Here is a 21,219-nt window from a genome sequence, read left to right on the forward strand (position 1 = left end):
CCCGGAGGTCTCCGCATGAGTGTCGCCGCCAACCCGGCGTCCGTCTACGACATCGCCCGGCTCGCCCGCACGATGCTGCCCGGGCACATCTGGGACTACCTCAACGGCGGCGCCGGCCAGGAGCGCACGCTCGGTGCCAACCGGGCCGCATTCCACCGGCTGTCCCTCGTGCCGGCTGTGCTCACCGACGTCTCCCGGCGCGACCTGCGCACCACACTGCTCGGCGCGGAAGTGGCCGCGCCGGTCGCAGTCGCCCCGATGGCGTACCACCGCCTGGCCCACGTCGACGCCGAACCGGCCACGGTCCGCGCGGCCGGCGCCGAGGGCCTGCTCTGCGTCGTCAGCACCTTCGCCAGCCACACCCTCGAGGAGATCGCCGCGGAGGCCACCGGGCCGCTGTGGTTCCAGCTGTACTGCCTGCGCGACCGCGGCCTCACCAAGGACCTCGTCGACCGGGCCCGCGCGGCCGGCTACCGGGCCCTGGTGCTCACAGCCGACGCCCCGATGCTGGGCTACCGCGACCGCGACATCCGCACCGGCTTCCAGCTGCCCGCGCACGTCCGTCCGGCCAATCTGGCCGGCACCACCGGGTCCGGCGCCACCGTCGCCGAGCTCAACAGCGTCCTGGTCGATCCGTCCGTCACCTGGCGCGACGTGGCCTGGCTGCGCGGATTGAGCGACCTGCCGGTCGTGGTCAAGGGCGTCCTGCGGGCGGCCGACGCGCAGCGGGCGGTGGACCACGGTGCCGACGGCGTCCTGGTGTCCAACCACGGCGGCCGCCAGGTCGACGGGGCGATCGCCACGATGCGGGCACTGCCGGCGGTGCTCGACGCGGTGGGGGACCGGTGCGAGGTGTACGTCGACGGCGGCGTGCGCCGCGGCACCGACGTCCTGCGCGCGCTGGCCAGCGGTGCCCGGGCGGCGTTCGTCGGCCGGCCCGTCCTGTGGGGACTGGCCGCCGACGGCGAGGCCGGGGTCCGGGCGGTGCTGCGCGTGTACTCCGAAGAGCTCGAGCTGACCATGGCGGCCTGCGGCTGCCCGGACGTGACAAGCGCCGGCCCGGAGCTGCTGGCCGCCGGCGTGGACGACTAGGAGGCAGCCGTGGACACCACGACGGGCGGCACCGAGATCATCGACCTCGGCATCGGGCAGCCACAGGACGCCGTCCTGCCGCGCGAAGCGCTGCGCCAGGCGGCCGCAGCGGCGCTGGCCGGGCCCGATCAGCCGTACCTGCAGTACGGGCCCGAGCAGGGCATGCCGTCACTCCTGCAGACCCTGGCCGCCTTCCTCACCCGCCACTACGGCCACCCGGTCGACCCGGCCACGTTGCTGATCACCAACGGCGCATCCCACGGGCTGGACCTGGTGCTGGCCCGCTGCACCCGGCCGGGCGACACCGTGGTCGTCGAGTCCCCGAGCTACTTCTTCGGCCTCGACGTGCTGCGCCAACGTGGCGTGCGGCCGGTCGCCGTCCCCGTCGACGGCGACGGGATGCGGGTCGACGACCTCGAGCGGGTCCTGCAGACCCACGAACCAGCGCTCGTGTACACCATCCCGGTCCTGCACAATCCGACGGGCGTGACGCTGTCCGGCCCCCGCCGGGCGCGGCTGCGCGAGCTGGCCGACCGCCACCACGTCCCGATCGTGGCCGACGAGGTGTACCAGCTCACCGCCACCCCGGACCGGGTGCCGCCGCCGCTGCGCCGCGACCCCGCCCCCCACGTGCTGTCACTCGGCTCGTTCGCGAAGATCCTCGGCCCCGGCGTCCGGCTCGGCTGGATCGAAGCCGAACCCGATCGGATCGCCCACCTGGCCGACGACGCCGTCCTGCGCAGCGGCGGCGGCGCCAGCCCGATGACCGGCGCCATCGTCGAGGCGGCGATCCGCCTCGGCCTGCAGGACCGGTTCCTCGACGCGATCCGGGAGGTGTACGACAACCGCCGCCGCTGCGCCGAGACCACCCTGCGCCGCACCCTGCCCGACCGCATCCGGGTCCGCTACCCGCGGGGCGGCTACTACGTCTGGCTGGAACTGCCCGGCCACGCCGACCCGGCCGCCGTGCGCGCCGACGCCCGCGCTGCCGGTGTGGACTACCGGCCCGGCGAGATCTTCTCCGTCGACGGCTCGCTCACCAACTGCCTGCGCCTCTGCTTCACCTACTACCCCGAGGACACCCTCGTGCCCGCCCTGGAGCGGCTCGCGAAGGTGCTGTCCGCCCACTGCTGAGCCCGAACGAAACGGAGTGTGACAGTGGACCCGTTCCGCGACACCTATGACGGACTGCCCTATCAGCACATCTGGACCCGGCCCAACCAGGACGAGCCGGCCGGCACCGCGATCGACAGCCCGCTGCTGGCCCTGGCGTTCAGCTCCGACGTCGACCCGATCCAGGCCGAGCAGGTCACCGAAGCCCGCCACATCCTGCGCCGCCGCCGCGCCCTGACCGAGGCCGGCGGCACCGACCCGGCGCTCATCGCCGAGGTCCTCGCCGGGCAACGGGCGATCGTCGAGCGCTTCCTGGCCGGGCGCCGGGCCCACTTCGGCGCCGAGCAGAGCGCGCCGCTGCCCGATCCGGCGCAGCTGGCCCGGGAGGGCCGCGACATCTTCCTGGTCATCAAGTTCATGGACGAGGCGCCGCATCTGGCCGCCACCCTGCACTCGCTTACCGCGCAGCGCGGGGTCGACCTCGGCCGGCTGATGATCGTGGCGGTCGACAACAACTCGACCGACGGCTCCGGGACCATCACCGAGGAGTTCATCGCCGCCTACACCGGCCCGGCCCGGCTGTATTACCTGCGCCAGACCACGGCCGGGGCCGGGAACGCGGCCCGCTTCGGCGTCGACACCTGTATCGCCACCGTCCACGCGATGTGTGAGGCCGACGGGGACTGGTCGCGGCTGCAGACGGCCACCATCGCCGTCTCGGACGGCGACACCGTGTACCACCCCGACACCGTGGCCGCCGTGTCCCGGATCTTCACCGAGTGCCCGACGGTCGACGGGGTCATGCCGTTCCTGACCTACAAGTTCACCGCCGCGCTGCGGCTGTTCCACGACTATCACGCGGCGCTGCCGCAGACACTCGCGGCCGCCGCCGCGAAGACGGGCGAACCCGCCGAGCCGGTCACGGTGGCCGTCGACCTGTCCGGCGTGCAGGCGTTCGAGGCACTGCCGCGCCGGGGCCGGGTCCCCGGCGACGGCGTCGTCACGCTCACGCACGCCGACGGCGGCACCACCGTCGTGCCGCTGGCGCACACCGCCGGCGACGGCCGGCGCTTCGGTGTGCTGCGCGACCCGCACGGGCGCCTCGGCTACGTGCTGCAGGACCGTACCCTCGTCCTCGCCGACGCCCCGGTGTCCGGCTGGGACGCCGCGCTGGTGTTCCTCGAGAACGGCGGCGTCCGCCCGGACGAGCGCTGGCGGTGGCACTCGGTCATCGGCCACGACCTGTTCCTGTACTGGGCGTTCGCCGGGATGGGCCTGCCCGAGCAGATGGTGTACCCCGACACCAGCGACGCCCTCAAGACGTTCCGCGTCTGGGCGTTCGCGATCGGTGGCCAGCACCAGCTGCGCCGCCCCGGGCTGCGCATCGTCACCGGCAGCGACTACCAGTCCGGCCGGGTCCTGCAGGCGGTCGGCGCCGTGTCCCGGCTCGCCCCCGCGGTCGCGTTCACCGAGACCGAGACCGACCGGCTGATCAAGATGATCCGCAACTTCGTGCACCGGCAGTCGGTGTTCTACGGTGAGACCCGCAGCGCCGCCCTGGAGCGGGCCAGCGGCCTGTACGTCCACATGACCCGCATCCAGGGCGACCTGGAACGCGAGCTGCGCGACTACGACGACACCGTGTTCGAACACACCGTGTTCCCGGAACGGGTGCTCTTCCCGCTGCGCTGGATGCTGCAGAACGCGCTGCGATACCTCGCGCAGGGCGACGCCGAGCGCGCCGTCGTCCGGATGCGGGTGCTGCGCCCGCTGTTCGGCGACGAACTCGCCGCCGACATCGAGCGGCGCCTGCTCGGTGAGGACTTCGCGTCGGCGCTCGCCGCGGCGAAGTACCACGACCGGCAGGCGATCGCCGAGCGCACCGCCGAGGCCATCATCGGCGAGCACTATCACTCGATCATGGCGTTCTACGCCGCCACCCTGCGCAGCTTCCTCAGCCGGGAGCAGGTGGCGCCCGAGCACTACGAGTGGCTGCTCGAGGGCATCACCACCTCCCGCAACGCCATCACCGAACAGCCGCCCGCGGTCGATCCGGCCGCGGTGTGGGACGGCCGCGAATTCGACATCGACGTCGCCCGCGGCCAGGTCGTCCGCATGCAGACCCCCGCCGGTGCGTGACGGCCCCGCGTCACCGAACAGGAAGGCAGAGACGGTGAACAATCCGGTACGAGTCAACTCCTGGAACTCCTGGGACCCGCTGCGCCGTATCATCGTCGGGCGCGCCGCCGGGACGATGGTGCAGGCCCCCGAGCCGGCCGTGTTCCGGGACTGGCCGCAGGACGGCTTCCCGCGCGGCACCTACGGCCCGCTGCCCGACGACATGGTCGCCGCGGCCGAGGAGCAGCTGGACGGCTTCGCCGCCCTCCTGCGCGGCCGTGGCATCGCGGTCGACCGGCCCGAACCGCTGGACTTCAGCCGGCGTACCGAAACGCCGGAATGGACGCAGGACACCATGTTCGGCTGCATGCCGCCGCGTGACGTCCTGCTGACCGTCGGCTCCGAGATCCTCGAGTCGACCATGTCGTATCGCAGCCGGTGGTTCGAGTACCTGTGCTACCGCCCGCTGCTGGAGTCGTACTTCCACGCCGACGAGGCGATGCGCTGGGAGGCCGCCCCGAAGCCGCGGCTCACCGACGCCTCGTTCCACGCCGGCTTCTGGGACGAGTTCGAGGCGCTCGGCTTCGATGAGCAGATCCAGCGGGTGCGGGCCAACGACCTGTGCCTGACCGAGGCCGAGCCGCTGTTCGACGCGGCCGACGTGTGCCGGATGGGCAAGGACCTGTTCGTGCAGCTGTCGCTGGTGACCAACCGCGGAGGATACCGCTGGATCCGCCAGCACTTCCCGGAGCACCGCGTGCACGCCGTCACGTTCGACAACACCCACCCGCTGCACATCGACGCCACCTGGGTGCCACTGCGCCCCGGCCTGGTGCTGCACTGCGGCGAGCGCGCGGCCGACCCGGAGATGCTCGGCTACTTCAAGACCAACGACTGGGAGGTGCTCGAGGCGGCGGCACCCCGCCGCACCCGCGACGACCTGCCGAAGCTGTGTTTCTGCAGCCCCTGGCTGGCCATGAACATCCTGAGCCTCGACCCGAACACGGTCTGCGTCGAGGAGAGCGAGCGGGACCTGGCCGAGCAGCTCTCCGGGCGCGGCTTCGAGGTCGTGCCGGTCCCGTTCTGGAACGTCGCCCCGTTCGGCGGCGGCCTGCACTGCGCCACCGTCGACATCGAGCGCGACGGTGAACTGCAGGACTACTTCCCCCATCGGTACGGGCGGTTCTGATGACGAGCACCACCGAGCACCTGCTCCGGCTGGACCTGTGGCCGGACCGGCCGCCGCACGCCCTCGGCGACCGGCCCGAGGACCGGCCCTTCCTCGAGGTCTGCCTGCCCGACCCCGACCGGGCCACCGGCGCGGCGATGCTGGCCCTGCCGGGCGGCTGCTACACGTTCCTGTCGCCGAAGTCGGGCATCGACTACGCCCGCTGGCTGGCGGCGAACGGCATCGTCGGCATCGCCGTGCATTTCCGGCTCGGCGCGAACGGGTACCACTGGCCGGCCATCTACGCCGACGGCCGCCAGGCGCTCGCCGTCACCCACCAGCACGCCGCCGAGTGGGGCGTCGACCCGGCCCGGATCGGCGTCATCGGCACCTCGGCCGGCGGCCACCTGGCCACCATGCTGATCACCGGGGCCGCGTTCGACGACCCGGCCGAGGCCGAGCGGCTCCGGCCGGCCGCGGGCGTGCTCTGCTACCCGGTGGTGTCGCTCCTCGACCCCATCGCGCATGCGGAGACCCGCGGCAACCTCCTCGGTGCGCAAGCCGGCGACCCGGCCCTGCGGGAGCGGCACTCCGGGCACCTGCGGGCCGGTGCCGCCACCCCACCGTGCTTCATCTGGCACACGCTCACCGATGACGAGGTGCCGGCCGCGCACAGCGAACTGTTCGCCGCGGCGCTGCGGGCCAACGGGGTGCCGTACGAGCTGCACCTGTACGGCCACGGCGCCCACGCGCTCGGCCTGGCCCGCGACGAGGGCCTGCACTGGGCCGAGGACTGCCTGCGCTGGTTCGCCCATCAGGGTCTGCTCAGCGCCGGAGGTGGCCGGTGACGAGCGACGTCACGGTGTGCGGGCTCGGCTACGTCGGGCTGGCCCTGGCCCACGGCGCCAGCCTGGCCGGGCTGCGGGTCACCGGCTACGACATCGACGCCGGCGTGGTCGAGGCCCTCGGCGCGGGACGCTCGCACGTCGACGACGTCTCCGACGCCGACCTGGCCGCCATGGCCGCCAACGGCTTCACCGCCACCACCGACCCCACGGTGCTGGCCGGCTCCGACGTGGTGACGATCTGCGTACCGACGCCGCTTGACTACCTCGGCCAGCCGGACCTCGGCCCCGTCCGGGCGGCCAGCGCGGCTGTCGCCACCCAGCTGCGGCCCGGCATGCTCGTCGTGCTGGAGTCGACGTCGTACCCGGGCACCACCGAGGAGGTCGTGCGGCCGATCCTGGAGAAGGGCTCCGGCCTCAACGCCGGCATCGACTTCCACCTCGCGTTCTCCCCGGAACGCATCGATCCGGGCAACAGCTTCGCAACACTGGCCAACACGCCGAAGGTCGTCGGCGGGGCCACCGGGGCCTGCGCCGCCGCCGCGACCGCGTTCTATGAGCGGTTCATCGAGAAGGTCGTCGCGGCCAAGGGCACCCGCGAGGCGGAGATGGCCAAGCTGCTGGAGAACACCTACCGGCACGTCAACATCGGCCTGGTCAACGAGATCGCGATGCTGTGCCACTCGCTCGGCATCGACGTGTGGAATGTCATCGAATGCGCGTCGAGCAAACCGTTCGGATTCCACCCGTTCCGCCCCGGCCCGGGCGTCGGCGGGCACTGCATCCCCGTCGACCCGCACTACCTGGCCTACCGGGCCCGGGAACTGGGCCTCACCACCGGCCTGATCGAACGCGCCGAACAGATCAACGCCGGCATGCCCGGCTACGTCGTGGACCGCTGCGAGGACCTGGTCCGCCGCCGCGGCCGCGGCCTGGACGGCACCCGCACGCTGCTGCTCGGCGTCACCTACAAGGCGAACATCGCCGACGTACGGATGACCCCGGCGTACCAGGTCGCCCAGCAACTGCGGGCCCGCGGCGCCGAGGTGTCATACCACGACCCGTACATCGACGACTGGCGCGTCGACGGCCTGGCCGTGCCGCGGCACACGGACCTCGAGGCCGCACTGGCCGACGCCCACCTCGTCGTGCTGTTGCAACGCCACAACGCCTACCACCCGGACGAGCTGGCGGCCCGGGCCCGCCTGCTCTTCGACGCGCGCGGCGCACTGGCCGGCCGGGCCGGCGGGCACATCGCCGTGCTCTGACGCATTGCCCGTCATCTCGTCCGGTGACGCCCGCCGGTCGCAGCGCGGCGGGGGGACGTCCGCGGCAATATCCGCGCCGGGCGTCTCGGCGGCGGTATCCTGCTCGGGCTCCGCTGTGTCCGAGCAGGCCCGCCGCCCGAACGGAAGGACCATTGCCGTGGCCGAGATGCTGCTGAAGTTCGCGACCGTGTCCGCCCTGCTGACGGTCATCCCCGGCCCGAACGCACTGCTGGTCGCCCGCAATGCACTCGTTGCCCGAGCCCTGGCCCTGGCCGCCGCGGCCGGTACCGCCGCGGGCGCCCTCACCTGGGGCATCGCCGCCTCGATCGGCCTGGCCACCCTGCTGCACCGCTCGTCGCAACTGTACGAGGCGGTGAAACTGCTGGGCGCGGCCTACCTGATCTACCTGGGTGCGGCCGCGATCTGGTCCACCGTCCGGCACCGCCGCAACGGGGCCGACGAGGCGGCGCCACTGGCCCCCGAGCCGGTCGAGGACGGCGCGCCCCCGGCCCGCCGCTCACCGGCGGCCGCGTTCCGGGCGGGCTTCGTCAGCGACGTCCTCAACCCGAAGACCGGCGTCTTCTACGCCGCGATCGTGCCGCAGCTGCTGCCGGACTCGTTCCCGGTGTTCACCGGCACGATGCTGTTCGCGACGGTGGATGCACTCGTGACACTGTCGTGGTTCGCGATCGTGAGCCTGCTCGTGGCCCGCCTGTCCGGCCTGCTGACCGCCCGGGTGATCCGCATCGCCGAACGATGCACCGGCACGGTCCTCATCGCGCTGGGCATCCGCACGGCCGTCGCCGAGGCCTGACCGGGCCCGCCCCGACCGGATCCTCGCCGCCCGCGGCCACATCCCACCCGAGGAGCGCCACCTGCACATCCTCGACCTGGACCAGCCCGGCGCCGACGCGCACGTCGCCGGCCGGCGCGCGCCCTGAGCCGGGCCGCCGTCAGTGCCCGGCGCCCGGCCCGGTGGCGTGCGCCGGTGTGCCCGCATCGAGGAGATCGTGCAGGAACGCCTCGATGGAGTCCCTGGCCGCCGCGCCGACCCCGTCGAACGAGATCCCGGCCTCCGGGCCGTCCGCACCGTCGATCATCCGCACGACGCGGCCCCGCACCGTGACCGGCCTCCCGCCGAGCTGCATTGTGAGCTCCAGGTCGTCGCCGGGCCGCGGCTGCCAGGCCGGCACGGTCGAGGCACGCACGCCGCTGGCGCTCAGGTCGAGCATGTTCACGGCGTGCTCGCTCGCGCCGGACCGGACAGTCATCCGCTCCTCGACGCTGACGCGATCGTGCTGCCGGCGTTCGAGCCGCTCCGTCACCTGCGACAGCGCCTCGATCCGGCCGACCGCCTCCCGGACCCCGTCCACGAGCTGGTGCACGGCCTCGCGCTGGCGGGCCGACACGTCGGTGAGCTGGGCGGTGGCATCGCCGATGCGGACCACACCGGCGCTCATGTCGGCGATCACCGACGCCATGGCCGTCGCGTCGGTGCCGAGCGCCTCGACGGTCGTGGCGATCTGGTCGGTGGAGTCCTTGGTCTTCGCGGCCAGCGCCTTGACCTCACCGGCCACGACGCTGAAGCCGCGGCCGGCCGGCCCGGCCCGGGCCGCCTCGATCGTCGCGTTGAGCGCGAGCAGGTTGGTCTGCCCGGCGATCGCGGCGATCAGCGCGGCGATGCCGTCGACCTGCCCGAGGCTCGTGTTGACCGCGCCGACGACGCTGTCCGCCGTGGCCGCCCGGGCCACCACGGTGCGGGTCTCCTCGTCGGCGGACGCCGCCTCACGCTCGATCGCGTTGGCGCCCTCCAGGACCGTCCCGGCCCGGTCCAGCACGCCCTGCAGTTCGGTGAGCACGGCGCCGCCGGTCTGCTCGACGATGTCACCGGCCCGGCGGCGGGTGCTCTGCTCGGCCAGCCGCTGCTGCACCGTGTTGCGCATCAGCTGCGCCTCCTTCGCCGCCCGCTCGCGCTGCAGCGTGTCCTCCTGCTCGTGCAGCGCGTCGAGCATGGAGTCCAGCTGCCGGCCGAGGTCGCCGATCTCGCTCGTGTCGCGGTTGGTGCCGATCCGGCGGGTGCGGTCGTTGGCGGCCAGCAGGTCGCTGATCCGCCGGGCCGAGCCGATCACGTTGCGCAGCAGCAGCAGCGCGGCGGCGACGGCGAGCGCCAGCCCGACGAGGATGATCGCGGGCACGGCGTACCTGACGCGGGTGAAGTCCCGGTCGGACTGCGCCACCCGGGCCTCCGCGGCGGCGACCTCCGACTCGAACAGCTTGTCGAGCGGGTCGGCCATCGCCTCGTTGGCCTCGGCCAGTGCCCCGTTGGCCGCGGCGTACGCATCCGCCGTCCGGCCGGCGTCGGCGGCGGCCAGGACCTGCCTGTCGCGGATCGTGCGCCAGTCGTGCAGCAGCCCGGCAAAGTCACGCATGAGCTGGTCGCGGTCGTCCCTGCTGCCGTCGTGGGTGCGCAGATATGCGGCGACGTCCTCATCGGCCGTGCCGTCGGTCTCGGCGATCTCCGTGCGCATCGCCGCGCGATCCTCCACCACCGCCGCCAGGTACTGCCACACCTCGACCCGCGTGTCGCCCTCCATGTCGCGCAGGTCGCCCAGCGCGGCGAGCGGCCGCACCGACTGCGAATGCAGGTCGACCACGCTCTGATGGGTCTGGCGCAGCCCGACGAGCGCGATGGCGCTGCCGAGCACGGCCGGCACGGCGCAGACGCCGACGACGAGGTACACGCGGGCGCGCAGAGACCGCCCTCTGGGCCGCTTCGCCACCGCCATTGCACACCCCTCCACCGAGTCGATCGGCACCGGCGCCGACCGCATTACCAGAACGGGTGAGGAGATCGGTCCGGCACCTGTCGCCCCGGCGCGAGCACCGGGGCGATCGGGGTGGCGGCCGGGCCCGGCGTGCGGCTCAGCCCAGGCCGAGCTGGGCGAACAGGACGTGCATGTCGGAGTTGAGCCAGTACTCCGCGTACCGCCCGTCCTCCTCGGAGGCCGCCCGCAGGATGTCGATGCCGGTGAAGGCGATCGCCGTGCCGGGCGCCGCGCTCGCCCCCGGGAACCCGCCCGCATAGGTGCCGGTGGCCAGCCAGCGGATGACGGTCATCGGCCCCTCGGTGACCGGGCCGACCTGGACGGCGAACGTGAGGTCGGGGAAGGCGCCGCGCAGCTGGGCGATCCAGCCGGCGAGGGCCTGCGGGCCGTGCAGTTCGCCGCTGCCGTCGAGCATTGCGGCGTGCACGACGAAGTCGGGGGTGACGGTGGTCCCGGCCAGTGCGAGGTCGCCGTTCCAGAGGTTGAGCCAGTTGTCGAGCATGGGATTGCCTCCTTGAGGGGTCTGCCGGTGCGGCAGGGGTGGGTGATCTCGTCAGGCGGTGAGGACGATCTTGCCGGCGACGGTGCCGGACTCGGCCAGGCGCATCGCCGCGGCGGCGTCGCGCAGGGGGATGCGGGCGGCGACCTGCGCGGTCAGTGACCCGTCGGCGAGCAGGGCGAACACCGTCGTGAGGTCGTCGCGGAGCTTCGCCTGGAACGCGGCCCGGCGCCGCCGGCCGGCCCAGAGGTTGTAGAAGTGGGCGCGGCGCCCGTTCGGCGCGAGGTTCCACCACAGCAGCCGGGCGAACAGGCCGAGAATGGGGAGCCGGGAGCTGCCGGCGACGTCACGGGTGGCGGCGGAGCCGTAGGAGACCAGGGCGCCGCCGCGCCGCACGAGCCGCCAGGACTCCAGGATGCCCGCCCCGCCGACGTGGTCGAACACGGCGTCGTAGCCGTCGGGGGACAGGTCACGGGCCCGGCGGTACAGCTGCGGGTCCCGGTAGTCGATCGGCTCGGCCCCGAGCGCCCGGACGGCGTCGTGATGGCGCGGCGACGCGGTCCCGACGACCCGGATGCCGGCGTGCCGGGCGAGCTGCGTCAGCGTGGACCCGACGCCGCCGTTGGCCCCGAGGACGAGAATCGTGCCGCCCGAGCGGACCCGTGCGATGCGGTGCAGCATCTGCCACGCGGTGACCCCGTTGACGACCACCGTCTCCGCCTCGGCCGGATCGACACCGTCGGGGACCGGCACCAGGTCTCCGGCGTCGACGATCGCGGCAGTGGCCCAGCCCCCGATCTTCGTCACCGCGGCGACGCGGGTGCCGAGCCGCCGCGGGTCGACGCCACTGCCGACCTGCTCGACCCGGCCGACCAGGTCGTACCCGGGGACGAAGGGAAACGCCGGCTGGTCGTAGTACTTGCCCCGGCGCATCTGCTGCTCGGCGAACGAGACTCCGCTGACCTCGACCCGCACCAGCACCTGCCCGGGGCCGAGCGCGGGCAGTTCCCGATCGCGAATCTGCAGCCCGGCGGGGTCGACGACACCGGGCAGCACGATCTCCGTGGCCGTGATGGCCTGCGTGGCGTTCATGGCATTCTCCTTCGGTAAGTATGTGTGCACTGACTTACATCGACGGGCGCGCGGCGCGTTGTTCGACGGACGGTCGGCGCGGGTGGCTCGGCCTGTTTGGCGGGGCTTACCGGGCCTCGTCGTGGTGCGACACGTGGGTCATACCGGCCGTCAGTGCCCGGGCCCACGAGTCGTCGACGTCGTCCAGGCCGGCGGTGACGATGAGGTGGCACAGCTGGCCGTAGGCGATGAACAGCTGGATCTGCCCGTCGTCGGCGCCGGCCTGGCGCAGGAACGCGACGAGTCGCTTGTAGCCGGCCCGCACGGTTGCCTTGATCTCGGGTACGTCGCTGACGCTCTGGGCGTGCACCTGGAGCATGAGCAGGTTCTTGTCGGCGATCAGGTTGGCGTAGGCGTCCCCGAGGTGCTGGAGCACCTTGTCCGGGTCGGGGTCGGGCGCCGTTGCCGCGGCCGTCTCCAGGGTCTCCAGGATGCGGTCGTAGCAGGTCTCGACGGCGGCGGTGAACAGGCCGAGCTTGTTGGTGAAGAGCCGCAGCGCGTACGCCTCCGAGATCCCGGCCGCCGCGGCGACGGCCGTGACGGGCGTCGCGTGGTAGCCGTTGCGTGCGAACACGGCGACGGCGCGGTCCAGAAGAACGGCCCGGCGGGCCTCGGCGGTGCTGCGCATGTAAGTGAGTACACACAAACAAACTCAGCCTGTCAAGGGCGGCCCCCGCACACATGGCATCGGCGAGGTGCGCACTCGTCCGCCCGCGACCGCCAACCGGCCGGGTTTGCGCTGCTCAGAGCGGCCGCCCGGCTGCGCCGGACTCGAGCGCTCACAGGCTTACCGGCGTGCGCTCGTCTCTCGGCACGGTCGGGTCCAGGACCCAGTGCTCGTCGACGACCGCGCGGTACAGGCGGAACGGGCCTTTGTCGTTGATCTTCTCGGGTGGGAACGGTTCGGCGCCCTTGGCGGTGCAGCCCCGGTTGTAGGCATCCAGACCGTCGGGGTCGATCGCGGCGCGGGCCGTCATGTACACCGCCTTCGCGGCGCCGATGGCGGCCGTCGAGTCGTACACGACAAGGCTCAGGCGCGGGCGAACGGCCAGGTTGCGGGAGTGGCGGGTGTCCGGGCGGGAGAGCCAGAGCACGCTGCTGTACCCGTCCAGGGCGTAGAACACCGGTGACACCCACGGGTCGCCGTGCCCGTCGGCGGTGCCGAGGACGACGTATCGGTGCTCGTCGAGCAGCTCCCTGGCGAACGCGTGCAGATCCATCGCCTGAGGATAGGCTGGCATCGATCACGGGGAGGACGCGATGGGGTATGTCGAGGTCGGTGCGCGCCTGCTGCTGGCGACGGTGTTCGCGGTGGCGCTGTTCGGGAAGGTGACAGGCGCCCGGGCGTACGCGGCGTTCGTCGACTCGCTGCTGCAGATGCGCGTGCTGCCCGCCAGGGCCGCCCGGCCCGCGGCGGCGGCGTCGATCGCGACCGAGGCGGCGGTCGTCGTGCTGCTCGTGCTGCCGTGGCGGTGGGCCGCCGTCGCCGGGTTCGTCCTGGCCGCCGGGCTGCTCGCGGTGTTCGCGGCGGCGATCGCGATGAGCCTGCGGGGCGGCAACCGGGCGCCGTGCCGGTGCTTCGGCGCCTCCGCCACGGCGCTGGGCAAGGGGCACATCGTGCGCAACTCGGTGCTGATCGCGATCGCGCTGGCCGGGCTGGCGGCGGCGGCCGGAGCCGGGGCGATCGCCGTGCCCGGGGCCGTTGTCGCCGGGGCGGCGGGGCTTGTCGTCGGCATCGTCGTCACCGCCTACGACGACATCGCCGCGCTGTTCCGGTAACCGTTCGGCCCGGCCTGCGCCGGGCCGTCACCGTCCGGCCGGGCGGTCACCGCACCGGCGGGGCGACGAGCAGCCCGGACGCCGGGTCGTGGCCGTGCGGCGGCGGACCGGCGACGATCAGCGTGGCGTGCGCCCACGGCTGCTCACGCAGCAGGAACGGCAGCTCCTCGCGCAGCCAGTTCGCGATGTGCTCCTGCTGCTCGGCGCAGTCCCCGTCGCGGTCCACGAGCAGCCGCTCCTGCTCGTCCAGGTCGCCCTGCAGCCACATCGCCGCATCCAGCCAACGCGCGAGCTCACGCCGGATGATGCCGGTCCCCTCGACCCACACCCAGTCCGCGCCGGCCGGGACGGTGATCGAGCCGGCCCGGCCGTGCGCGGCCCAGGCGGCGGGCCGGTAGTCGACGGCCGCACCGCGGTGCAGCGGCTCCAGGATGTGCTCGGCCATCAGCCCGCCCCAGTCGAAGTAGGCGTGGTGCCAGGCGACATCGTCGGTATGGACGACGGCGGAGTTCGGCACCGCCCGCCGCAACCGTTCGGCGAGCGTCGTCTTCCCGGCCCCGCCCCGCCCGTCGACGGCGATCACCCGCGGCCGCCCCACGACATCCGGCGCCGCCGCGCGCAGCCGCCCGACCGCGTCGAGCACGGTGATGCTCCGCCAGCCGGTGGCCTCGGGTTCGCCCTCATGCAGCCGCATCGATCCTGCATCTCCAGCCGCCCGAACCTGAAACATCGGCCCGCCCACGCATCTGCGGCAAACCGGAAATCGTTCGGTGTGGCCGGCCGCGGGCGCCGGTTCAATACCCGCATGGACCCCATATCGCTCGTCCTGCTCGGGATGGCGCTCTTCGGCGGGGCGGCCGTCGTGACGATCGCATATCTCACCATCGACGATCTCATGCACTGGTTCCGGGACCGGCGGCACCTGCTGCGCAATCGCAACACCATAGCGGCCACCGTGATCAAGACGATCGGCAGCGGGAAGTACCGCACCGTCCAAGGCATCTTCAACACCGCATCGAACTCCTGGGTGCAGTCCCGGACGCTCGAGTCGGACTCCATCAGCGCCGATCTGGCGTACCGGCACCGCGGCGACGGCACCGCCGTCTACACCGTCTGACCTGCGAGCGGAGCTTCTGATGCGTTGGAAATCGCAGCAACAGCAACAGCAGCACCCACGGCAGCGGCAGTGGCCGTCGCAGGAGGCGGCCCAGCAGGCGGTGCTGCAGCTCACCGAGGCGGTGAAGGCGCTGGTATCGGCCATCGCGCCGCCCGGGGGTGACCGGGTGCTGACCTACGAGCGGGCGATCGGCTGGTTCGTCGAGCATCGGCCGCCGATCCCGGTGTCCGGCGGCGCCATCCTGCGCAGTCCGGCCCCGGACGGGCGGACCGAGATCCTGCAGGTCTTCCTGACCGAGCACCAGCAGGTCGCCGTCGACGGCAAAGGGGTGCCCTACGGCCGGCGGTTCGTCGTCGACCGGCTCGACGAGGAACTGACCGAATCGTTCGACAACACGGCGCTACTCATCGTGAACTGACGGGACAGTCTCATGGGAATCGAGCTCATCATCATGGCCGCCCTGGCCATCGCGCAGGTCGCGGCGGCCATCTACATCGTGTTCCTGACCTTCTCGGAAATCGTCGACTGGTTCTCCAACCGGCGCAGCATGTCGAGCGTCGACCGCAGCCGGCTCGGATTCACCTTGCAGGACATGATGAACAACGGGCAGTACCGCACCGTGCAGGGCGTGTTCAACCAGGCGGTCGGGTCCGTCGAGGACGCGCGCACGATCACGTCCGGCGACGTCGACTCGACCCTCGCCGGCTACCACCAGGACCAGCGCCTGGTGGTGTACCCATGACCGGTCCGGAGCGTGCGGAGGGGCCGGTCATCAGGGGGTGCAGTTCGACGGTCGGGCGCGCGGAGCGGAGCGGAGGGCGCATGACCGGTCCGGAGCGTGCGGAGGGGCCGGTCATCAGGGGGCGCAGTTCGACGGTCGGGGGCGCGGAGCGGCGCGGAGCGTGCATGACCGACCTGCCCCACCGACCCTCTGGAGCGAGCCGTGCGTCAGATTCCTGAGCAGCTCGTCGTCATCGACGGCATGCCGGCCGACCTGACCGAGACCACGGCGGCCGTCGCCCGCAGCCGCCTGTCCCGGGCGTATACCGCCGTGGCCGCCGAGACGCGCGCGGCCGACCTGTTCATCACGGTCGGGCGCCCGCCGGTCGGCGCCCGGCTCCAGCCCGGACCGGTCCCGGCACCGTCCCGGCGCCCGTCGGCCGACGACGAGCTCAGCGTCGCCGAGCGGGCCGCCCGCTACCCGGCCGGGCCGCCGCGGTTCACCTTCGATCAGCTGGTGCTGCCGCCGCACCTGCGGGACGCGCTGCTGAGCGCGGTCGAAGCCATGCGCCTGCGGCCGAAGATCTTCGACGAGTGGGGGCTGCGGGCGGTGGAGCCCTCCCCGAGCACCGCGCTCAACCTGCACGGGCCCCCGGGCACCGGCAAGTCCCTCGCCGCCCACGCGATCGCGGACCGGCTCCGAATGCCGATCATCACGGCCGGCTACGCCGAGATCGAGAGCAAGTTCCACGGCGACGGCCCGAAGAACGTCCAGGCGATCTTCGAGGCGGCGCAGCGGCAACGGGCGCTGCTGTTCATCGACGAGGCGGACTCACTGCTGTCGCACCGGCTGACGAACGTCAGTCAGGGCTCCGACCAGGCGATCAACTCGATGCGCAGCCAGATCGTGCTCAGCCTGGACCGGTTCGAGGGCATTGTCGTCTTCGCCACGAACCTGGTGTCGAACTACGACCGGGCGTTCCAGTCGCGGGTCCGCCACTTCAACTTCACACTGCCCGATGCCGAGCACCGCACCGAGATCTGGCGCCGGCTGCTCGTCCCGCAGCTGCCCCGGGCCGCCGACGTCGACGCGGTGCTCCTGGCCGGGCTGACCGAGGGTTGCAGCGGACGGGAGATGAAGCTCGCGCTCATCGCCGCGGCCGAGCGGGTGGCGATCGCCGGGCGCGACGCCCTGGGTCGCGCGGACTTCGAGGCGGCGATCGACCAGATCGTCGCGGCCCGGGCCGAGGTCGAAACCGCCGGTGGGCGCGAAGCGACACCGCAGGAGCGGGAGGCGATCGAGCAGCAGCTGGTCGTGCAGGGGATCATCGAGGCGAAGGTTGACCGCACGCCTCCGCCAGCCGAGCCCGCAGACGCTCCGGATCGGTGACCAGCAGGGTGCCGTACCCCACGCGGACACAGTCACGCAGCTGTGCGAACACACTGCTGACGCGGCGGGCGGTGATGCCGGTCATCGCGGCCCAGTCGTCCTGCGTCAGGGGCACCGGGATGAGATGCCCGCTCGGCGTCGGCTCACCGAAGTCCTGCGCGAGCTCGAGGACGGCGTGGAGCAGGCGGCGCCGGGCCGGGCCGGCCAGGAAGTCGATCTGACGGCGGGCGGCTGTGCGCAGTTTCGCGATGACAGCCGCCCGCACCGCCCGGTCGACGTCGGAGTGGTGCTCCAGCAGGCTCAGGAACGCCTGCTTGTCGATGCGGCGGCAGAGGACCGGTCCGGCCGCCTCGACGCTGGCCGAGCGCGTGCCGTTGTCCAGCGCGCTCAGCTCGCCGGTGAGCTCACCAGGGCCGCAGATGGCGATGAGGGCCGCGGTACCGTCGCCGGCCCGGACCCAGACCTTCACGAAGCCCTGCAGCAGCAGGAACACGCCGGCGCCCGGCGAGTCCATCGAGAGCAGCGTCGCCCCGGCGGTGAACCGCGCGGCGCGGCCGGCCTGGAGGACGGCGGTGCGGGACGCTTCACTCACGTCCTCGAGCACGCGACGCGACGCCGCGCGGGGTAATCGATAGACCATGCAATCCTCAGCAACCAGTGGGCTCGCGTCTCGGTGACCGGTGCTGACGGACAGCGGCCGGGCGGGCGCCGGCCGAGCCGGGCCCGGACGCTGCGCGCCGACAGTGCAGGACAGCGTCGCCGTGCTCGCCACGCACGCCGGAGCGAGCGCATCGGCCGGGCTGTGCTGCGGCTGGCTCCCTCGCGCGCGGATCGATCCGGTGCGGAGGCCTGGGTCGGGGTGCCGCCGGGGTTGTGTCAGCCGCGGGTCTCGTTCGCCCGGGCGTGCAGGGCCGCGGCGAGGCCGGCCGGTGTCTGGGCGGCCCGGCGCAGGCGGGCGGCGCCGTTGCCCTCGGTGCGCAGGCGGTCCACGCCGGTCTCGACGAGGTCGAGGTCGCCGTGTTCGGCAAGCACCGGGGTGACGGTGGTGATCAGGTCGCCGACCACGTCCCAGGCCGGGCGGGCGGCGCGGTGGCGCAGGTCCATCAGGGTGCCGGTCAGGCCCGTGTGACAGGCGTTCCAGTGGGCGGCGCGCAGCAGGTGCTCGGGGACGTCGAGCGGCGGGGCGGCCGCCCGGTCCACGGTGGCGACCAGGGCGCGGATCAGCGCGGCCAGGAGCACGGCGTCGCCGGCGGTGGCGGAGACGTCGGCGATGCGCACCTCGACCGTCGGGTAGTCGAGGGACGGGCGGGCGTACCACCAGACCATCGACGGTTTGAGCATCGCGCCGGTGGCGACCAGCTCGGCGACCGTGCGCTCGTAGTCGGCGAAGTCGCGCAGCGGCGGCGGCGGGATCGTGCCGGGCCACCGGTCGTTGGCGATGCCGCGCCAGCTGTCGAAGCCGGTGTCGGCGCCGCCGTCGAACGGGGAGTTCGCGGTCATCGCCTGCAGGACCGGCAGCCACGGGCGCAGGGCCGTGCAGATGCGCACCGCCCGGTCGCGGTCCGGGACGCCGACGTGGACCTGGCCGCCGCACAGGGCCGGATCATGACCGATCCGGCCGTAGTGCTCGGCGATCGCGCGGTAGTGCGGCGAGTGCGTGACGCTCACGTCCGGCTCCGCGACCGGGGAGGCGCCGAGCGCGACGAGCCGCGCACCGGTCCGGGCGGCGGCGTCCGCGGCGGCGTGCCGGTTGGCCAGCAGCGCCGAGCGGAGTTCGGCCGTGCCGGTGCAGACGGGCGTCACCATCTCCAGGCAGCTGCGGCGGAACTCCTGGCGACTGGCCGGGCGGACCTCGTCCGGCAGCGCGGCGCGGACCTGCGCCACGGCCGGGCGGCTGTGCCAGGTGTCCGGGTCGAGCAGCAGGAACTCCTCTTCGACTCCCATGGTCAGCGGCACATCGATCACGCTATAGCCGACCCGGTCGGCCGGCCACCCGGCACACCGCCAACGCGGCCGGGCTGCGCGGGTGCCCGGCCTGTGCGGTGGCCGGCCTGTGCGGGGTGGCCGGCTTGTGCGGGGTGGCCGGGCTGTGCGGGTGGCCGGGCTGTGCGGGTGGCGGGGCTCAGCGGGTCAGGGCGGCCAGGTCCAGCGCGTGCCAGGTGGAGCGCTGCCGGTCTCCTGTCGACCACCACAGGAAGTGGCCGGCCGCCTGGACCTGGTCGACGTCGTCGGCGACGGTGATGAGGCGGAACGTGGTCAGGTCGAACAGGGACAGGCGGTGGGAGGAGTCGAACGCGGAGCGGGTGCCGGTCTGCAGGACGACCTCGAAGCGGTCGAGGAGGGCGACGTTGCCGACCGCGGCGAACGTGTCGGCGCCGCCGACGCGGTGGCGGGCGGTGCCGTCCGGGTGCAGGACCGAGTAGCTGGTGTCCCCGCCCGTGCCGGCGGCCACGATCGAGCGGCACCAGGTGGGGGAGCAGTCGACGGTTTCCGCGGCGGACTTCACGACAGTGGTGCGCCGGCCGGTGGCCGGGTCGAGCAGTTCCTGGCGGCCGCTCTGCCGCGCGGCGGCCGCGGTCTGCAGCCAGGGCCAGGCCGAGAGCTCGAACGAGCCGTCGACCGCGGTCGTCGTCACGGGGCCGCCGGACGTGGGGATCGACCTGATCTCGGTGCGGCTGCCGGCGGTCGCGGCCCAGGACAGCAGCCGGTCGTGGAGCACCAGGTCGTGCTCGGCGCCCTGGAAGACGCCCTCGCCGGTGTCGGTGGTGAGCACCGTCGGATTTCCGCGGGTGTCGGCGCGCCACAGGCGGTACGACAGCGGCTGTTGTGTCGTTGCCGTTGCCTCGACCCAGAAGAACGTGCCGGCGTCGGCGGTGAAGCCCGTGAACCGAGGGTAGTGGTCGGCGTCGATGCTGGCGAGCTGCTGGGTCTCGTACCCGGTGCGCAGCAGCACCCGTTGCGCGCGGCCGTCGGGGCTCGGGGCGACACCGACCGCCGTGTACGGGTCGAGGTAGAGGGCCGGGGTGAAGCGCGTGCCGTCGTCGAGCGTCGCCGTCTGTGTCGCCACCTGCACTGCCGGCCAGATCTGGTGCAGCGACGGCTGTGGTGGTGCGGCCGGCGAGGGCTGGGCCGGGTCGGCCAGGATCAGCCAGCCACCGAGCAGCAGCGTGACGCCGAGGGCGATCGGGCGGATGAGCTGGGCGGCGGGCACGCCGTGCAGACTACCCGGCGAAGCCTCCTGCTCAGGCGGCCCGGCGCCCGGGCCCGCTCCCGGCCGGGACGGGCCCAAAGCCTCTGCTCCCGTGTACCGCCCGGGGCCACGCTGGAGTCATGAAGACCAACGGGATCGTCGTCGGGTACGACGGATCGCCCGAAGCGCGCAGAGCAGTCGAATGGGCCGCGGCCGAGGCCGGGCGACTCGGCTGCACGCTGCGGATCGTCACCACCTACGAAGTCACCTGGCCCGGGGCCTACTACGCGGCCGCCGCCGAACAGATCGACGCCGCCCGGCAGGCCGCCGCGGCCCTCATTGCCGAGATCGCCGCGGGGGTACGTCAGCTGCGCCCGACGATCGACCTGGAAGGCGTCACGGTCGCGGCGTCGGCCGCGGCGACCCTCCTCGACCACGGCGACGCGGGCGCGCAGCTGCTCGTCGTCGGCAACCGCGGGGCCGGCGGGCTGACGAACCTGCTGCTGGGCTCGGTGAGCCAGCAGGTCGCCACGCACGCGAAGGTGCCGGTGGCGGTCGTCCGCGGGCGGCCGGACCCGTCCATCGGCCCGGTCGTGGCCGGTGTCGACGGGTCGGCGTCCGGCGACACGGCGCTCGGCGTCGCGTTCGAGGCGGCCCGGGCGCGCGGGCGGGTGCTGGTGGCGGTCCGGGCGTACCCGGAGGAGGGCGGCGACGAGACCGTCGAGCGGGCGGCCCTGGAGGAGTCCCTGGCCACCTGGCGCACCAAGTATCCCGACGTGCCTGTCGCGCCGCAGGTCGCCGCCGGCCGCCCGGCCGCCGTGCTCGTCGACGCCTCACGCACGGCGACGCTGCTCGTCGTCGGCAGCCGGGGCCACGGCGGGTTCGCCGGGCTGCTGCTGGGCTCCGTCGGCCAGCAGCTGATGCACCACGCCGACTGTCCGGTGATCATCGCCCACTGAACCGG

At 73.2% G+C, this 21,219-nt stretch carries 22 protein-coding genes; 13 read left to right on the forward strand and 9 right to left on the reverse strand.

Annotated features, from left to right (window positions below; all coding sequences use genetic code 11):
* The first annotated feature begins 15 nt into the window (after window positions 1-15).
* From Dvina_RS20370 to Dvina_RS20400, 7 genes are all read left to right on the forward strand, one after another.
* Window positions 16-1,092: an alpha-hydroxy acid oxidase gene (locus tag Dvina_RS20370; RefSeq protein WP_223104052.1), complete on the forward strand. Its 1,077-nt coding sequence runs from the start codon at window positions 16-18 to the stop codon at window positions 1,090-1,092.
* 9 nt (window positions 1,093-1,101) lie between these two features.
* Entirely contained in the window at window positions 1,102-2,226 is a 1,125-nt protein-coding gene (locus Dvina_RS20375; protein WP_223104053.1) for an aminotransferase-like domain-containing protein, read from the forward strand.
* Between the two features lie 24 nt (window positions 2,227-2,250).
* Window positions 2,251-4,344 (forward strand): glycosyltransferase family A protein, encoded by a 2,094-nt coding sequence (locus tag Dvina_RS20380; protein ID WP_223104054.1) that lies wholly within the window; start codon window positions 2,251-2,253, stop codon window positions 4,342-4,344.
* A 34-nt stretch (window positions 4,345-4,378) separates the two neighbouring features.
* Window positions 4,379-5,512 carry a serine/threonine protein kinase gene (locus tag Dvina_RS20385; RefSeq protein WP_223104055.1) on the forward strand — a complete coding sequence of 378 codons (1,134 nt, stop codon included), beginning with the start codon at window positions 4,379-4,381 and terminating at the stop codon, window positions 5,510-5,512.
* Window positions 5,512-6,339, forward strand: a complete 828-nt coding sequence (locus tag Dvina_RS20390; protein WP_223104056.1) for an alpha/beta hydrolase — start codon at window positions 5,512-5,514, stop codon at window positions 6,337-6,339. The genes Dvina_RS20385 and Dvina_RS20390 overlap by 1 nt, the downstream gene beginning before the upstream one ends.
* Window positions 6,336-7,604, forward strand: coding sequence for a nucleotide sugar dehydrogenase (locus tag Dvina_RS20395; RefSeq protein ID WP_223104057.1), 1,269 nt, complete (start codon window positions 6,336-6,338; stop codon window positions 7,602-7,604). The genes Dvina_RS20390 and Dvina_RS20395 overlap by 4 nt, the downstream gene beginning before the upstream one ends.
* A 166-nt stretch (window positions 7,605-7,770) precedes the next feature.
* Window positions 7,771-8,418 carry a LysE family translocator gene (locus Dvina_RS20400; protein ID WP_246656565.1) on the forward strand — a complete coding sequence of 216 codons (648 nt, stop codon included), beginning with the start codon at window positions 7,771-7,773 and terminating at the stop codon, window positions 8,416-8,418.
* 139 nt (window positions 8,419-8,557) lie between these two features.
* Here the strand turns inward: Dvina_RS20400 and Dvina_RS20405 are convergent, their stop codons facing one another.
* From Dvina_RS20405 to Dvina_RS20425, 5 genes are all read right to left on the reverse strand, one after another.
* Window positions 8,558-10,390 carry a methyl-accepting chemotaxis protein gene (locus Dvina_RS20405; RefSeq protein WP_223104059.1) on the reverse strand — a complete coding sequence of 611 codons (1,833 nt, stop codon included), beginning with the start codon at window positions 10,388-10,390 and terminating at the stop codon, window positions 8,558-8,560.
* A gap of 136 nt (window positions 10,391-10,526) precedes the next feature.
* Window positions 10,527-10,931 carry an ester cyclase gene (locus tag Dvina_RS20410; protein ID WP_223104060.1) on the reverse strand — a complete coding sequence of 135 codons (405 nt, stop codon included), beginning with the start codon at window positions 10,929-10,931 and terminating at the stop codon, window positions 10,527-10,529.
* A 51-nt stretch (window positions 10,932-10,982) separates the two neighbouring features.
* Window positions 10,983-12,020, reverse strand: a complete 1,038-nt coding sequence (locus Dvina_RS20415; protein WP_223104061.1) for a medium chain dehydrogenase/reductase family protein — start codon at window positions 12,018-12,020, stop codon at window positions 10,983-10,985.
* Window positions 12,021-12,126: 106 nt separating this feature from the next.
* A complete protein-coding gene (locus tag Dvina_RS20420; RefSeq protein WP_223104062.1) occupies window positions 12,127-12,687 on the reverse strand; it encodes a TetR/AcrR family transcriptional regulator in 561 nt (186 codons plus the stop codon).
* Window positions 12,688-12,838: 151 nt separating this feature from the next.
* Window positions 12,839-13,279, reverse strand: coding sequence for a pyridoxamine 5'-phosphate oxidase family protein (locus Dvina_RS20425; protein WP_223104063.1), 441 nt, complete (start codon window positions 13,277-13,279; stop codon window positions 12,839-12,841).
* Between the two features lie 40 nt (window positions 13,280-13,319).
* Here Dvina_RS20425 and Dvina_RS20430 point away from each other — a divergent pair, with 40 nt between their 5' ends.
* Window positions 13,320-13,838, forward strand: a complete 519-nt coding sequence (locus Dvina_RS20430; protein ID WP_223104064.1) for a MauE/DoxX family redox-associated membrane protein — start codon at window positions 13,320-13,322, stop codon at window positions 13,836-13,838.
* A gap of 46 nt (window positions 13,839-13,884) precedes the next feature.
* On the opposite strand, the gene Dvina_RS20435 is transcribed toward Dvina_RS20430, so the two are convergent.
* The gene (locus Dvina_RS20435; RefSeq protein ID WP_246656336.1) at window positions 13,885-14,532 is read right to left on the reverse strand and encodes a uridine kinase family protein; all 648 of its coding nucleotides are present in this window, start codon (window positions 14,530-14,532) and stop codon (window positions 13,885-13,887) included.
* Between the two features lie 111 nt (window positions 14,533-14,643).
* On the opposite strand from Dvina_RS20435, the gene Dvina_RS20440 reads away from it, so the two are divergent.
* From Dvina_RS20440 to Dvina_RS20455, 4 genes are all read left to right on the forward strand, one after another.
* A complete protein-coding gene (locus Dvina_RS20440; protein WP_223104065.1) occupies window positions 14,644-14,955 on the forward strand; it encodes a hypothetical protein in 312 nt (103 codons plus the stop codon).
* Window positions 14,956-14,974: 19 nt separating this feature from the next.
* Entirely contained in the window at window positions 14,975-15,373 is a 399-nt protein-coding gene (locus Dvina_RS20445; protein WP_223104066.1) for a hypothetical protein, read from the forward strand.
* 12 nt (window positions 15,374-15,385) lie between these two features.
* Window positions 15,386-15,697, forward strand: coding sequence for a hypothetical protein (locus Dvina_RS20450; RefSeq protein ID WP_223104067.1), 312 nt, complete (start codon window positions 15,386-15,388; stop codon window positions 15,695-15,697).
* A gap of 201 nt (window positions 15,698-15,898) precedes the next feature.
* On the forward strand, window positions 15,899-17,065 hold the full coding sequence (locus tag Dvina_RS20455; protein WP_223104068.1) for an ATP-binding protein: 1,167 nt from the start codon (window positions 15,899-15,901) through the stop codon (window positions 17,063-17,065).
* Here the strand turns inward: Dvina_RS20455 and Dvina_RS20460 are convergent.
* From Dvina_RS20460 to Dvina_RS20470, 3 genes are all read right to left on the reverse strand, one after another.
* Window positions 17,001-17,657, reverse strand: coding sequence for a Crp/Fnr family transcriptional regulator (locus tag Dvina_RS20460; protein ID WP_223104069.1), 657 nt, complete (start codon window positions 17,655-17,657; stop codon window positions 17,001-17,003). The genes Dvina_RS20455 and Dvina_RS20460 overlap by 65 nt on opposite strands.
* Window positions 17,658-17,941: 284 nt before the next feature.
* Entirely contained in the window at window positions 17,942-19,009 is a 1,068-nt protein-coding gene (locus Dvina_RS20465; RefSeq protein WP_380031927.1) for a carboxylate-amine ligase, read from the reverse strand.
* 178 nt (window positions 19,010-19,187) lie between these two features.
* A complete protein-coding gene (locus Dvina_RS20470) occupies window positions 19,188-20,276 on the reverse strand; it encodes a hypothetical protein (protein ID WP_223104071.1) in 1,089 nt (362 codons plus the stop codon).
* Window positions 20,277-20,395: 119 nt separating this feature from the next.
* Here Dvina_RS20470 and Dvina_RS20475 point away from each other — a divergent pair, with 119 nt between their 5' ends.
* Window positions 20,396-21,214: a universal stress protein gene (locus tag Dvina_RS20475; RefSeq protein ID WP_223104072.1), complete on the forward strand. Its 819-nt coding sequence runs from the start codon at window positions 20,396-20,398 to the stop codon at window positions 21,212-21,214.
* Window positions 21,215-21,219 lie beyond the last annotated feature (5 nt).

It is taken from the genome of Dactylosporangium vinaceum (assembly GCF_019904175.1).
GTDB classification, from domain to species: Bacteria; Actinomycetota; Actinomycetes; order Mycobacteriales; family Micromonosporaceae; genus Dactylosporangium; species Dactylosporangium vinaceum.

Excerpts from the sequence above, each read along its gene's own strand:
- Dvina_RS20445 (WP_223104066.1), top strand. The coding sequence starts at position 14,975 with ATGCGTTGGAAATCGCAGCAACAGCAACAGCAGCACCCACGGCAGCGG.
- Dvina_RS20415 (WP_223104061.1), bottom strand. The coding sequence starts at position 12,020 with ATGAACGCCACGCAGGCCATCACGGCCACGGAGATCGTGCTGCCCGGT.
- Dvina_RS20420 (WP_223104062.1), bottom strand. The coding sequence starts at position 12,687 with ATGCGCAGCACCGCCGAGGCCCGCCGGGCCGTTCTTCTGGACCGCGCC.
- Dvina_RS20410 (WP_223104060.1), bottom strand. The coding sequence starts at position 10,931 with ATGCTCGACAACTGGCTCAACCTCTGGAACGGCGACCTCGCACTGGCC.
- Dvina_RS20390 (WP_223104056.1), top strand. The coding sequence starts at position 5,512 with ATGACGAGCACCACCGAGCACCTGCTCCGGCTGGACCTGTGGCCGGAC.
- Dvina_RS20400 (WP_246656565.1), top strand. The coding sequence starts at position 7,771 with ATGCTGCTGAAGTTCGCGACCGTGTCCGCCCTGCTGACGGTCATCCCC.
- Dvina_RS20435 (WP_246656336.1), bottom strand. The coding sequence starts at position 14,532 with ATGCGGCTGCATGAGGGCGAACCCGAGGCCACCGGCTGGCGGAGCATC.
- Dvina_RS20405 (WP_223104059.1), bottom strand. The coding sequence starts at position 10,390 with ATGGCGGTGGCGAAGCGGCCCAGAGGGCGGTCTCTGCGCGCCCGCGTG.
- Dvina_RS20465 (WP_380031927.1), bottom strand. The coding sequence starts at position 19,009 with ATGGGAGTCGAAGAGGAGTTCCTGCTGCTCGACCCGGACACCTGGCAC.
- Dvina_RS20430 (WP_223104064.1), top strand. The coding sequence starts at position 13,320 with ATGGGGTATGTCGAGGTCGGTGCGCGCCTGCTGCTGGCGACGGTGTTC.
- Dvina_RS20450 (WP_223104067.1), top strand. The coding sequence starts at position 15,386 with ATGGGAATCGAGCTCATCATCATGGCCGCCCTGGCCATCGCGCAGGTC.
- Dvina_RS20475 (WP_223104072.1), top strand. The coding sequence starts at position 20,396 with ATGAAGACCAACGGGATCGTCGTCGGGTACGACGGATCGCCCGAAGCG.
- Dvina_RS20440 (WP_223104065.1), top strand. The coding sequence starts at position 14,644 with ATGGACCCCATATCGCTCGTCCTGCTCGGGATGGCGCTCTTCGGCGGG.
- Dvina_RS20370 (WP_223104052.1), top strand. The coding sequence starts at position 16 with ATGAGTGTCGCCGCCAACCCGGCGTCCGTCTACGACATCGCCCGGCTC.
- Dvina_RS20425 (WP_223104063.1), bottom strand. The coding sequence starts at position 13,279 with ATGGATCTGCACGCGTTCGCCAGGGAGCTGCTCGACGAGCACCGATAC.